The following is a 12,728-nucleotide window of genomic DNA, read 5'->3' on the forward strand; positions in this document are numbered from 1 at the left end:
GCGTTTCGGCGTCAGGCCGCGCTGGTCCTCGCCCGGCGCGCTTCGTAGGCTTTCAGATGCGTGTAGGCCGTCGCGAGAACCGACGCGCCCGCCGGAGCCGCTCCACGCCGCGCCAGCAAATCGCCGACGATATGATCCGCCTCGATCGCCGCGCCGCTTTCGAGGTCGCGCAGCATCGACGCGGTCATCAGCGACCCAGCCTCCGTGAACATCGCGCGCGCCCGACCGGTGCTCGCTTCGCCCGGCGCATGGCCGTGTTCCGCCGCGATCGCGCACGCTTCGTCGAAGAGGCCGAGCAGCAATTCCTGGCCGCCCGGCGCGGCGATGATGTCGCCGATCGGCGCGCGCATCAGGCACGTTCCCGCCGCGAGCGTGGCGAGGAAAACCCACTTTTCCCACATCGACTGAAGAATGTCGTCGCTCACCGCGTAGTCGAACGAAGCGCCTTCGAACTGCGCGGCGATCGCATCGACGCGCGGCGAGCGGCCACCGGCGCGTTCGCCGAAGGTCATCGAATGCAGTTTGTTCAGATGAACGATTTCGCCGTCCGCGTCGAGCGTCGCGGCGATCACGCACTGGCCGCCGAGCACGCGTTCGGGGCCGAAGCGCGCGTCGAGCACATCCAGATGACGCATGCCGTTCAGAAGCGGCAGCACGACCGTGTCCGGTCCGACCGCCGATTGCACCGACTCGATCGCGCCGTCGAGGTCGTAAGCCTTGCAACTCAGCAGCACGAGATCGTAAGGCGCGGCGATATCCTTCGAGAGTACCGTCGGCGGGTTTTTCAACGCAAGATCGCCGTGCGGACTGCGCACTTTCAGGCCGGATTGCGCGAGCCGTTCGGCGCGCCGCTCGCGCACGAGGAACGTCACGTCGCGACCCGCATCCAGCAACCGTCCGCCAAAATATCCGCCAATCGCGCCCGCGCCCACCACCAGAATCCGCATCGCCCCGCTCCTTTGGTTTTAAAAAATCGTCACGCCTGCCAGACGCCATATCCCGCTTCCCGCAATCCGATCGCCAGCTCCACTTCCATGTCTCGCGCGCCGTCGTACGGCATCGGGTTATAGACCTCGTACAGGCGCGGCAGGAGCCGCAATCCGAAGTCGCGCACGTAGCGGTTCGACTGGATGCCGGCCTTGTGCTTGTCGAACCGCACGTCCGGATCGATGCCCGTCATGCCGACATAAACGAACGGCTGGCCCGCCGCGTAATCCGGATTCGCGCGCCGAAAGCGCGCCTCGTTCCAGACGGCATCGGCCAGTTCGATCACGTAGACGTAGTAATGATGAGACCTCGGACGACGCGCCATGCGACCGTGAAAAGCGGATTGTGGACGCTCATTCTAGACCGCGGCGACCGGGCGCGCTCGACCCGCGTCCTGCTGGAAAATCCCTTCCAGTGGGCGCGGGGACACTGCCAGAACGCGGTCAAAGTGGTAATCTCGGGTCCGTCTGCGCCTGCCGCCCCGTCCGCCGCGACCGAAAACCGGTCGGATGCCGCCGCGGGCGCTGCCCCAATCGATCCAAGTCCCACCTGTCGCGCCGCCGGCCACGAACCGGCGGCGCGACGGTCATCCGGAGATAGAGCATGAGCAAACAAGCAATCGGCGTCGTCGGCCTGGCCGTCATGGGCCGGAATCTGGCCCTCAACATCGAGAGCCGCGGACACGCCGTGTCGGTGTACAACCGCAGCCGCGAGAAAACCGACGAACTGATCGCCGAATATCCGGACAAGAAGCTCGTTCCGTCTTACACGCTGGAAGAGTTCGTCGCGTCGCTCGAAACGCCGCGCCGCATTCTGCTGATGGTTAAGGCAGGCGCGGGCACGGACGCCACCATCGACGCGCTGCGTCCGTTGCTTCAGAAGGGCGACATCCTGATCGACGGCGGCAACACGCACTTCACCGACACGATCCGCCGCAATCAGGATCTCGCGAAATCCGGCCTGCACTTCATCGGCACGGGCGTCTCCGGCGGTGAAGAAGGCGCGCTCAAAGGCCCGTCGATCATGCCCGGCGGCCAGCGCGAAGCCTACGACCTGGTTGCCCCGATCCTCACGGAAATCGCCGCGAAGGCGCCGGACGGCGAGCCGTGCGTCGCGTACATGGGACCGGACGGCGCGGGCCACTACGTGAAGATGGTGCACAACGGCATCGAATACGGCGACATGCAACTGATCGCCGAAAGCTACGATGTGCTCAAGCGCGTCGCGGGCCTGTCGAACGAAGAACTCGGCCAGGTTTACGTGGAGTGGAACAAGGGCGAACTCGATAGCTATCTGATCGAAATCACCTCGAAAATCTTCTCGAAGAAAGACGACGAAACCGGCAAGGATCTCGTGGACGTGATCCTCGACCGTGCCGCGCAAAAAGGCACGGGCAAGTGGACGAGCCAGAACGCGCTCGATCTCGGCGCGCCGCTGCCGCTGATTACCGAGGCCGTGTTCGCGCGCGTGCTGTCGTCGCTGAAGGACCAGCGCGTCGCGGCGAGCAAGCAGCTGACCGGCCCGTCGCCGAAGTTCGACGGCGACCGCGATGCGTTCGTCGAAGCCGTGCGCCGCGCGCTGTTTCTGAGCAAGATCGTGTCGTATGCGCAAGGTTTCGCGCAGTTGCGCGCGGCGTCGGAGGAATACAACTGGGACCTGCAATACGGCACGATCGCGAAGATCTTCCGCGCGGGCTGCATCATCCGTGCGGGCTTCCTGCAAAAGATCACGGACGCGTACAAGACCAATCCGGCGCTCGCCAACCTGCTGCTCGACCCGTATTTCAGCGATATCGCCACGAAGTATCAGGACGCGCTGCGCGACGTGATCGTCGCGGCGGTGAAGGCGGGCGTGCCGGTGCCGGCGTTCTCGTCGGCGATCGCTTACTTCGACAGCTATCGCTCGGCGAATCTGCCGGCAAATCTGGTTCAGGCGCAGCGCGATTTCTTCGGCGCGCACACGTTCGAGCGCACTGACAAGCCGGGTAGCTTCCACGCCGACTGGTCGTAATTTTCGCTGATTCAAGCGGGGCGGGTTCCGGCAACGGAACCCGCCCCGTTTTTTTGGGCGCGGCTAATCCAGCCTTGTCCACGCTCCGTTCGCGCGGCTGCTGCGCAGCACCGCATCGACGAATCGCAAGCCCGCCACGCCGTCGTCCACCGTCGTGAGCAACGCGGATTCGAGCGGCGCGGCGTCGGCGTTCAACGCGGCTTCGATCTGCGCGGCGGCGTCCGTGTAGAGCTGCGCAAACGCTTCCAGATAACCTTCCGGATGCCCGGCCGGCACGCGTGTCGCGTGCAGCGCTTCGGCGCTCGACACGCGCCCGCGCGTGATGCGCTCGGCCGTGCCGCCGAGCGGCGTGAGCCACAATTCGTTTGGCTTTTGCTGGTCGAAGCTCAGACCGGCTTTCGTTCCATAGACCCGCAGACGCAACGCGTTTTCCTCGCCCGCCGCGACCTGACTCGCCCACAACATTCCGCGCGCGCCGTTCTCGTAGCGAAGCATCGCCTGAACGTGATCGTCGAGCGCGCGGTTCGCGACGAACGTCGATACTTCCGCCGCGACTTCCGAAGGCCGCATGCCCGTCACGAACTCGGCCATCTGATACGCGTGCGTGCCGATATCGCCGAGACATCCCGCCGGGCCCGCGAGCGCCGGATCGACGCGCCACACGGCTTGCCGGTTCGCGCTGGTTTCGACAGGCGTAGAAAGCCAGTCCTGCGCGTATTCGACATTCACCACGCGCACGTCCCCGAGCACGCCGTCGCGCACGAGCGCGCGCGCGTGCCGCAGGAGCGGATAGCCCGAATACGTATAAGTGACCGCGAAAATCAGGCCTTTTTCGTGGGCGAGACGCGCGAGCGCTTCGCCTTCGTCGAGTGAAACGGCGAGCGGTTTATCGCAGATCACGTGAATGCCCGCGTCGAGAAACGCCGTCGCGACACGCGCGTGCAGATGGTTCGGTGTGACGATCGCGACCGCGTCGATACCGTCCTCGCGCGCCGCCTCGGTCGCGGCCATTTCTTCGAAACTCGCGTAGGACCGCGCGATGCCAAGCGTTCGCGCGCTCTGCACGGCGCGTTCGGCATCCGACGACAACGCGCCCGCGACGAGTTCGTATCGATCATCGAGACGCGCCGCGATCCGATGCACCGCGCCGATAAACGCACCCTCGCCACCGCCGACCATGCCGAGCCGCAGACGTCGCGGCCGTTCGCTAAGCGTACTCATGGCCGCGCTCCCACGCCGAGCAAGCGGCGCAACTGGTCCTGGCTCGCGCCGCTGCCCGCGAAGTCGTCGAATGCGCGATCCGCCACGCGAATGATGTGCGCGCGGATAAATTCCGCGCCCTCGCGCGCGCCGTCTTCCGGATGCTTCAGCGCGCATTCCCATTCGAGCACGGCCCAGCCGGGAAAATCGTATTGCGCCATCTTCGAGAAGATGGCGCTGAAGTCGATCTGCCCGTCGCCGAGCGAGCGGAAGCGTCCCGCGCGCTCGACCCAGCCCGAATATCCGCCGTACACGCCTTGTCGACCGTTCGGCCGGAACTCCGCGTCCTTCACATGAAACGCCTTGATCCGCGCGTGATAAATGTCGATGAACGCGAGGTAATCGAGTTGCTGCAGGAGGAAATGGCTCGGATCGAACAGGATGTTCGCGCGCGGATGGTCGTCCACGGCGGCGAGAAAGCGCTCGAACGTCACGCCGTCGTGCAAGTCTTCGCCCGGATGCAACTCGTAGCAGACGTCTACGCCCGCTGCATCGAACGCGTCGAGAATGGGCCGCCAGCGCGCAGCGAGTTCCTCGAACGCCGCTTCGATCAACCCCGCCGGACGTTGCGGCCACGGATACACATACGGCCACGCGAGCGCGCCGGAAAACGTGACGTGCGCGGCGAGTCCGAGCCGCTTCGAGGCCGCCGCCGCGAGCTTCATCTGTTCGACCGCCCACGCCGCGCGCGCCGCCGGATTGCCGCGCACGTGTTCCGCCGCGAAGCCGTCGAAGAGCGTGTCGTAAGCGGGATGCACGGCGACCAGTTGCCCTTGCAGGTGCGTCGAAAGTTCGGTGATGCAGACGCCCGCGTCTTCGGTCACGCGGCGCAGATCGTCGCAATACGCGTCGCTCGACGCCGCTTTTTCAAGGTCGATCAAACGCGGATCGGCGGGTACCTGAATGCCCTGATAGCCGAGGTCGGCGGCCCAGTGCGCGAGATGCGCGAGCGTGTCGAACGGTGCTGCGTCGCCGAGAAACTGGGCGAGAAAAATCGCCGGACCCTTGATGGTTTTCATGTTGCGCCTTCCCATGAAAATGGACGCGCCGCACGCGGCGCGTCCGTCGCGTGAACACTTAGAACGGCGAGTTCGGATAGTAGAACTGCTTCGCGTTGTCCTTCGTGATGAGCACCGACGGGATGATCGTCGTCGGCGGCAGCTTCTCGCCTTTCAGGCGCGCTTCGGCGGTGAGCTTGATGGCGTCGTAGATGAATTTCGGCGAATACGACACGTCGGCCTGCACCCGCTTGTCGCCGTCCATGATGCGCTTCACCGCTTCCTTCGATCCCGCGCCGCCGAACACTTCCTTGATATCCGTGCGCTTCGCCTGATCGATGGCCTTCAGCACGCCGATCATCATGTCGTCGTCGGCGGCCCACACGGCGTCGATCTGCTTGAAGCGCGTGAGGTAATCCTGCATGACCTTGAACGCGTCGTCGCGGTTCCAGTTCGCGTACTTCGCATCGAGAATCTTGATGTCCGGATGCTGCTTCATCACCGATTCGAACGCGGCCCAGCGTTCGTTGTCGAGCGTCGTGGGAATGCCGCGCAGCGCGACGATATTGCCCTTGCCGTCCATCGCCTTCGCGAGATATTCGGCGGGCAGTTTGCCGAACGCGGTGTTGTCGCCGGCGACGTAGGCGTCCTGCGCGCTCGTGTCGGTCAAGCCGCGATCCACCACCGTCACGTACACGCCCTTCTTCTTCACCTGCGCGACCGGTTGCGTGAGCGACGCGGATTCGAACGGGAAGATCACGAGCGCGTTGATCTTGTTGACGGTCACGAGATCCTGCAACTGGTTCGCCTGCTCGGGCGCGCCGCCCGCTGTCTTCACGATGATCTTCAGGTCCGGATGCGCCTTCTCCAGTTCCTTCTTCGCCTCGTTGGCCCACCACACGATACCGCCCGTGAAGCCGTGCGTGGCGGTCGGAATCGCCACGCCGAGCACGACTTTTTCATCGGCGTGTGCGTTCGATGCCGCCGCGAGCGCGCTCGATACGATCGTCAGTGCGCCTAGCGAGCGGCCGACTGCGCGAAGGACTTTTTTCATGGTGATGTCTCCTGTTCTAGAGCGCACCGCGCGCCCGGTTATGAATCGCAACGATAAAAATTCAACGACGTCCACGCTGCAGGAAAGCCACGAAAATGATTACGGCGCCCTGCACCGCCGCATTCAGATACACGCTGATGATGCTCGTCAGATTCAGGATATTGCTGATAACGGACAGCAGAATCGCGCCGATCACCGTGCCGATCACGCGGCCCTCGCCGCCACGCAGCGCCGTCCCGCCGACCACCACCGAAGCGATCGCTTCGAGTTCCCAGAGCAGGCCGGTCGTAGGCGTAGCCGACCCGAGACGCGGCACGTAGAGCACGGTCGCGACGCCCACGCAGAGTCCGAGCAGCACATAGGTCGCGATCTTCACGCGATCCACACGGATCGCCGCATAGCGCGCCACTTGTTCGTTCGAGCCGATCGCCTGCACGTGGCGGCCGAACACAGTGCGATTGAGCAGCAACGTGCCGCCCGCCGCGACGATCACGAAAATCCAGATCGGCACCGGTATGCCGAACACGCTCGCGTAGTACACGGGGCCGTAGAGATCGGACAGCGTGTTGTCGAGCGTGAGCGCGCCGCCGTCCGCGATCCACGTCAGCACCGCGCGGAAAACGCCGAGCGTGCCGAGCGTCACGATGAACGGTTCGATGCGTCCTTTCGTGACGAGCAGACCGTGCGCGAGACCGAAAAAACCCCCTAAAACAAGGGCTAAAACGATTCCGAGCACGATGATCGTGAGCGGCGCAAAGCTGTGTCCGGCCACGCCGTGCGCGAGCGTATTCATCAGCAGGATCATGCTGCCCGCGATCAGCGCGGCCATCGAGCCGACCGATAAATCGATGCCGCCCGAGATGATGACGAAGGTCATTCCCACCGCGATGATGCCGATGAACGACGTGCGCGTCAGCACGTTCATCGCGTTGTCGAGTGTCGCGAAGTCGCCGTTCAGCAGCGTGCCGCCCACGCACAGCGCGATCAGTCCAAGCAGCGGCCCGACGCCATGCAGTCGGTGCGCCGCGCGGCGAAATCCGCCACCCGTTTCCGCGTTTTCAGTGTGTCCCGGTCGCATGCGCGATCAACCTCTCTTCGTTGAGCTGTTCGTGGCCGACCGTCGCGACGATCTGTCCCGCGCGCATCACGGCAACGCGATGGCACAGGCCGATCAGTTCGATCAGTTCGGACGAGATCACGATCACCGCGCGGCCTTCGGCGGCGAGTCGATGGATCAGGAAATAGATATCGCGTTTCGCGCCGACATCGACACCGCGCGTCGGTTCGTCGAGCACGACGACGCGCGGGTCGGGATGCAGAAACTTGGCGAGCGCGAGCTTTTGCTGATTGCCGCCCGAGAGCATCCGCGCGCGGCTCGCGAGATTGCCGGTGCGGATGCCGAAATCGGCCACGGCCTCTCTGAGCGCCTCACGCTCCGCCGCGCCGTCGATCAGCGGATGCGCGTAGCGTTCGAGCGTCATCATCGTGAGGTTGTCCTTGAGCGCCATATCGACGTGCAGGCCGCGGCCCTTGCGGTCTTCGCTCAGGTACGTCATGCCGCTTCGCATCGCGTCGAGCGTGTTGCGCGGCTTGACGGGCCGGCCATCGAGCACGATCCGCCCCGCTGTGCGCGGCCGCACGCCGATCAACCCTTCGAACAGTTCCGTGCGTCCCGCGCCGACCAGCCCGGCAAAGCCGAACACCTCGCCCGCGCGCACGGAGAAGCTCACGTTCTCGGCCCAGCCCGGCACGAACGCATTTTCGACCTGCAGCGCGACGGGTGCGTCGTCGGCGAGCGGCGGCTTGTCGGGAAACATGTCCGACATTTCGCGGCCCACCATCAGGTTCGCCATCTGCTGGCGCGTGAGGTTCGCCGTCGGTTCGCGAGCGACGAAACGACCATCGCGCATCACGATCACTTCATCGGTCACGTGCTCCACTTCGTCGAGCTTGTGCGAGATATAGACGATCGTCACGCCCGCTTCCTTGAGGCGCGCCATCAGCGTGAAAAGCCGTTGAGTCTCGGCGGGCGTGAGCGTCGCGGTGGGTTCGTCCATGATGAGCAGACGTGCGTCGCGCAGCATGGCCTTCGCGATCTCGACGAGTTGCTTCTCGGCCACGATCAGATCGCGCACGCGCGCGTCCGGATTCTTGTGCAGCCCGACATCGGCGAGACGCGCGCGCGCCGCCTCGCGCATCGCGGGTTCGTCGAGCAGCATGCGCCGCCGCTTCTCGTGGCCGAGAAACATGTTCTGCACGATGCTCAGGTGATCGGCGAGATTCAGTTCCTGGTGGATCAGCACGATGCCCGCCGCTTCGGCTTCGCGCGAACTGGTGAAATCGACCGGCACGCCGTCGATCGACACCGTGCCCGCGCTCGCGCGCTCGTAGCCTGCAAGAATTTTCATCAGCGTGGATTTGCCCGCGCCGTTCTCGCCGAGCAGTCCGTAGATGCGTCCCGGCGCGAGATCGAAACTCACGCCGTGCAGCACGCGCACGGGGCCGAACTGCTTTTCTATCGCGTCGAAACGGACGGCGAGACTCATGTTCACGCGCTCCTTCGCAAGACGAGCCGATGCGGCAACAGCACGCCGGGAACGTCGGCGCGTGGATCGGCAAGCCGCCGCAGCAAGAGGCGCGCGGCGGTTTCGCCCAACTCGCGCATCGGCTGCGCAATGGTGGTGAGCGGCGGATCGATTTGCGCGGCGACCGCGATATCGTCGAAACCGACCACTGCCATGTCGTCCGGCACGCGCAAATCCGCAGCGCGCAATCCGTTGATCACGCCGATTGCGAGCGTATCCGACACCGCGAACACTGCGTCCGGCCGCGCCGCGCCCATCGCCGCGAGTTGCCGCGCCGCCGCCTCGCCCGCCGCGTAGTCGAGGCTGTCCACGTCGATCCGCCACGTCGGATCGGGCGCGATGCCCGCCTCGATCAGCGCGTCGCGGTAGCCTTCGTAGCGTTGTCTGCCGTAGAGATAGCCGTCGCCGGTGTGCACGAACGCGATCCTGCGATGCCCGCGTTCGAGCAGATGGCGCACCGCGTCGCCCGCCGCGCGATGGTTGTCGATACCGACATACGGGACCGCCGACGTCGGATCGAATTCGCAGCACGCGACCCACGGCAGCGTCGCGGCTTCTTCGGCCTGCGCTTTCTGGACGGCGGCGGGATCGAGACAGATCGCGCCGTCCGCACGGCGTCCGCGCAACAGGTCGAAGTAGCTGCGTTCGCGGCCCGGGTCCGCACCGGTATCGCACAGCAGCATGAAGTAGCCGTTCTGGCGCGCGACGCTGTCGATGCCCTGCACGATCGGCGCGTAGAACGGGTTGCCGAAGTCCGGCACCATCGTGAGAAGCAGGCGGCTTTCGGCGGTGCGCAGGTTGCGCGCGAGTTCGTTCACGCGGTAACCGCTCGCCTCCACGGCCTCGCGCACCTTCGCGCGGGTCGGCTCGCGCACGTTCGCGTGGCCGTTCAGCACGCGCGAGACCGTCGCCACCGACACACCGGCGCGCTTCGCGACATCGGCGATTGAAGTTTCGGAGTGCGAGCGGGCGTCTGACACGTTTCGAGCACTCCGTAGCGGAATGTAATGGATTACATTATTCGGTTTGGTGCGCTGCGTTGGCAAGGCGGATGAGATAGGGACAAACGCTGACATGAGCGCGGTCGATTTCGGGCGACGTAGGTCGTCGTAGTGGCGAGGGGTGGAGTTCAGACTTTTTAAGGAGCACTGACATGCGATTCATGATGCTGATGATCCCGCGCGGCTATGAAAGCGCGACGCCCGACGCCGCGCCGGCCCCGTGCGCCGTCGCCGCGATGATGCGTTACAGCGACGAACTCCGGAAAGCGGGTGTTTTGCTCGCGCTGGACGGGTTGCATCCGCCGTCGGCTGGCGTGCGGGTGAGCTTCGAGGGCGGCAAGCCGCACGTGACGGACGGACCGTTCGCCGAGGTGAAGGAAGTCGTGGGCGGGTACTGGATGATCCAGGTGAAGTCGAAGGAAGAAGCGATCGAGTGGGCGAAGCGGATTCCGGCTTCGGACAATGAGATTGTCGAGGTGCGGCAAGTGCAGGAGATTGGGGATTTTCCGCCGGACGTGCGGGCGGTTGTTGAGGGGTTTAAGGATTTGCAGAGGGGCGGGGTGAGTTGAAGCGCACGGGCGCGCGGTGGTTTTGTTTGCCTGTGGTGTCTGGCCACTCGCGCTTGGGGTTGGTTCGCTCGCCGGGGTTGGTTCGCTCGCGCCGTGCTTTTGTTTGCCCGTGCTTCTTGGGAACCTGCTTTCGCGTAGGTTTATTAGCACGCCGCTATGCGCGGCAGCAGTCACTTTCTTTGCTGCTGCAAAGAAAGTAACCAAAGAAAGCAGCTTATCCGCCTAAGTGTCCACCACGAATAACCTCGCGGATAGGCGCGCAAGCTGATTAGGTTAGCGCGCATTCATCCTCATTGGCACAGCGCCTGTCAGCTCCATCCTCGCTGCGCGCGGACGACGGGCATATCCGAAAACCATCGGTTCGCTTTGTTGGTTATGCCGTCCCGGTAGGCACTTCGTGCCTACCGGGGAGTGGTGCGATAGAACAGCCATGGCATCGTACCGCTCAACAGAGTGGAGCGCCTCATTCATCCCCGCAAGCCACGAAGTGCCTGCCGGAACGGCATAACTAAAAGCCCGCGCCGACGGCGAAGCCATAGCGAAAACCAAGCAAAGTTCGAGGCGAAGACCGAACCTCAAGCCGCTGCTTTGCTGAGTATGCCCATCGTCCGAGCGCAGCGAGGATGGAACTGACAGGTGCTGTGCCAATCCGAACGAACGCGAGTTAGCCTAATCAGCCTGCGGGCCTATCCGGTCGGTTATTCGGGGTGGACACTTAGGCGGATAAGCTGCTTTCTTTGGTTACTTTCTTTGCAGCAGCAAAGAAAGTGACTGCTGCCGCGCATAGCGGCGTGCTAATAAACCGACACGAAAGCAAGTTCACAGAAAGCAAAGGCAAACAAAAGCAAAGGGCGCGAGCGAACCAACCTCAGCGCAACTGGCCAGACACCACAGGCAAACAAAACCACCCGGCGCCAGCAAAACCACTTACCCCTACCCCGGCAGACCCGTAAGATAAACCGCGTCGGCACTAGAAAGCGATCCTTTCACCGCCCGTCCAGTGTCATCGACCAAAACCTCCTCCCGATCCTCCTCGATCGCCCGCAAAACCTGCTCAACGACGCTAAGCGGCGTGGTCTTTGGTGCATCGATGCCAGCGGTCATATCCGTATCGATGTACCCCGGATGCACGCCGATCACCCGCGTCCCCTGCCCGCGCAATTCGTCGCGCAAGCCGTTCGTCAACGCCCAAGCCGCCGATTTGGAAACGCTGTAAGCCGCGCCGTTCGGCAACGCGAGCCAGCTCAGCACCGACAAAATATTGACCACCGCGCCGCCGCCATTGCGCTTCAGCGCAGGCGCGAACGCCTGCGTGACGAACAACGGCCCGAGCGTGTTCACCTCGAAAAGCGATCGAATGGTGACGGTTGCATCGGCGTCGAGCAGCGGACCGTGCGCCACCGCGCCCGCATTGTTGATGACGATCTGCACATCCGTGTAACGCTCCGCCGCCGCCGCCGAACTCAACGGATCGGTGACGTCGAGCGCGACCGCCACCGCGCCGGGCGTCGTCACGCTCTTCGGATCGCGCGCCGCCGCGTAGACCTTCGCCGCGCCCGCTTCCAGCAACGACTGGACGAACTGCTTGCCCAAACCGCGATTCGCGCCGGTCACCAAAACGACTTTTCCTTTGATCTGCATGATTTTCCCGTTTAACTTAAAAGTGCATATGCACAATTCAGGACAAAAAATATCCGGCGCGAAGCCGGACGACCTTCAATCGATCGATGTCAGTTTCAACAACGCCTCGCGCAACTCGCGCGCGCGCTCCACGCCGACTTTTTCCTCGAACGCCTTTTGCGCCGCTCGCCACTGCACCGCCGCCAGCGCGAGCGTTTCCTTACCCTTCGCGCTCAGCCGCAAGCCGATCGCCCGCGAACTCGGCGATTCCTGCGATGCCTCGACCACGCCATCACGCTGCAACGGCTTCAGCGCGCGCACGAGCGTCGTGCGGTCCATCACCATGGCTTCCGCGAGTTCGGCCATCTGAATGCCCGGACGCCGTCCGATCGCGGCGACCAGCGTGTATTGCGCCGACGTCAGCCCGACCTCGCTCATGTGCCGTTCATAAAACTGCGACACATGACGCGCCGCTTGGCGAATCGCGAAACAATTGCAATCGAGGTAGGAAAGCGAAGGGTTCATGCTGCGTAGAATAGTTGTGCATATGCACTTTGTCAAGCGACTCGCGCCGTTGCAACGCGCAGCCTGTGCCGAAATCCGCACTCGCCGTGCGACGATCAGCCAAGACGCCACCAATTTGG

At 64.0% G+C, this 12,728-nt stretch carries 12 protein-coding genes; 2 read left to right on the forward strand and 10 right to left on the reverse strand.

Going from position 1 to position 12,728, the window contains the following annotated elements; all coding sequences use genetic code 11:
* Positions 1-11 precede the first annotated feature (11 nt).
* Both panE and AC3D25_RS30045 read right to left on the reverse strand, forming a co-directional pair.
* Positions 12-947: a 2-dehydropantoate 2-reductase gene (gene panE, locus AC3D25_RS30040; protein ID WP_488892115.1), complete on the reverse strand. Its 936-nt coding sequence runs from the start codon at positions 945-947 to the stop codon at positions 12-14.
* 29 nt (positions 948-976) lie between these two features.
* Entirely contained in the window at positions 977-1,312 is a 336-nt protein-coding gene (locus tag AC3D25_RS30045; protein WP_488892116.1) for a hypothetical protein, read from the reverse strand.
* A gap of 278 nt (positions 1,313-1,590) precedes the next feature.
* Here AC3D25_RS30045 and gndA point away from each other — a divergent pair, with 278 nt between their 5' ends.
* Positions 1,591-2,997 (forward strand): NADP-dependent phosphogluconate dehydrogenase, encoded by a 1,407-nt coding sequence (gene gndA, locus AC3D25_RS30050; RefSeq protein WP_488892117.1) that lies wholly within the window; start codon positions 1,591-1,593, stop codon positions 2,995-2,997.
* Positions 2,998-3,060: 63 nt separating this feature from the next.
* Here the strand turns inward: gndA and AC3D25_RS30055 are convergent, their stop codons facing one another.
* The 6 genes from AC3D25_RS30055 to AC3D25_RS30080 all read right to left on the reverse strand — a co-directional run bounded on the left by AC3D25_RS30055 (position 3,061) and on the right by AC3D25_RS30080 (position 9,874).
* Complete coding sequence (locus AC3D25_RS30055) at positions 3,061-4,218, reverse strand: Gfo/Idh/MocA family protein (RefSeq protein WP_488892118.1); 1,158 nt, start codon at positions 4,216-4,218, stop codon at positions 3,061-3,063.
* On the reverse strand, positions 4,215-5,276 hold the full coding sequence (locus tag AC3D25_RS30060) for a sugar phosphate isomerase/epimerase family protein (RefSeq protein ID WP_488892119.1): 1,062 nt from the start codon (positions 5,274-5,276) through the stop codon (positions 4,215-4,217). Before AC3D25_RS30060 ends, AC3D25_RS30055 begins: the two co-directional genes overlap by 4 nt.
* Before the next feature lie 58 nt (positions 5,277-5,334).
* Positions 5,335-6,309 carry a substrate-binding domain-containing protein gene (locus tag AC3D25_RS30065; protein ID WP_488892120.1) on the reverse strand — a complete coding sequence of 325 codons (975 nt, stop codon included), beginning with the start codon at positions 6,307-6,309 and terminating at the stop codon, positions 5,335-5,337.
* A 61-nt stretch (positions 6,310-6,370) separates the two neighbouring features.
* A complete protein-coding gene (locus tag AC3D25_RS30070; protein ID WP_488892121.1) occupies positions 6,371-7,387 on the reverse strand; it encodes an ABC transporter permease in 1,017 nt (338 codons plus the stop codon).
* Entirely contained in the window at positions 7,368-8,855 is a 1,488-nt protein-coding gene (locus tag AC3D25_RS30075; protein WP_488892122.1) for a sugar ABC transporter ATP-binding protein, read from the reverse strand. Before AC3D25_RS30075 ends, AC3D25_RS30070 begins: the two co-directional genes overlap by 20 nt.
* A 2-nt stretch (positions 8,856-8,857) precedes the next feature.
* Positions 8,858-9,874 (reverse strand): LacI family DNA-binding transcriptional regulator, encoded by a 1,017-nt coding sequence (locus AC3D25_RS30080; RefSeq protein WP_488892123.1) that lies wholly within the window; start codon positions 9,872-9,874, stop codon positions 8,858-8,860.
* Between the two features lie 173 nt (positions 9,875-10,047).
* Between AC3D25_RS30080 and AC3D25_RS30085 the strand changes: the two genes are divergently transcribed.
* A complete protein-coding gene (locus AC3D25_RS30085; RefSeq protein WP_488892124.1) occupies positions 10,048-10,464 on the forward strand; it encodes a YciI family protein in 417 nt (138 codons plus the stop codon).
* A gap of 933 nt (positions 10,465-11,397) precedes the next feature.
* On the opposite strand, the gene AC3D25_RS30090 is transcribed toward AC3D25_RS30085, so the two are convergent.
* The gene (locus AC3D25_RS30090; RefSeq protein WP_488892125.1) at positions 11,398-12,105 is read right to left on the reverse strand and encodes an SDR family oxidoreductase; all 708 of its coding nucleotides are present in this window, start codon (positions 12,103-12,105) and stop codon (positions 11,398-11,400) included.
* Positions 12,106-12,180: 75 nt separating this feature from the next.
* Complete coding sequence (locus AC3D25_RS30095; protein WP_488892126.1) at positions 12,181-12,609, reverse strand: MarR family winged helix-turn-helix transcriptional regulator; 429 nt, start codon at positions 12,607-12,609, stop codon at positions 12,181-12,183.
* Positions 12,610-12,728 lie beyond the last annotated feature (119 nt).

The organism is Caballeronia sp. SL1002, assembly GCF_057814995.1.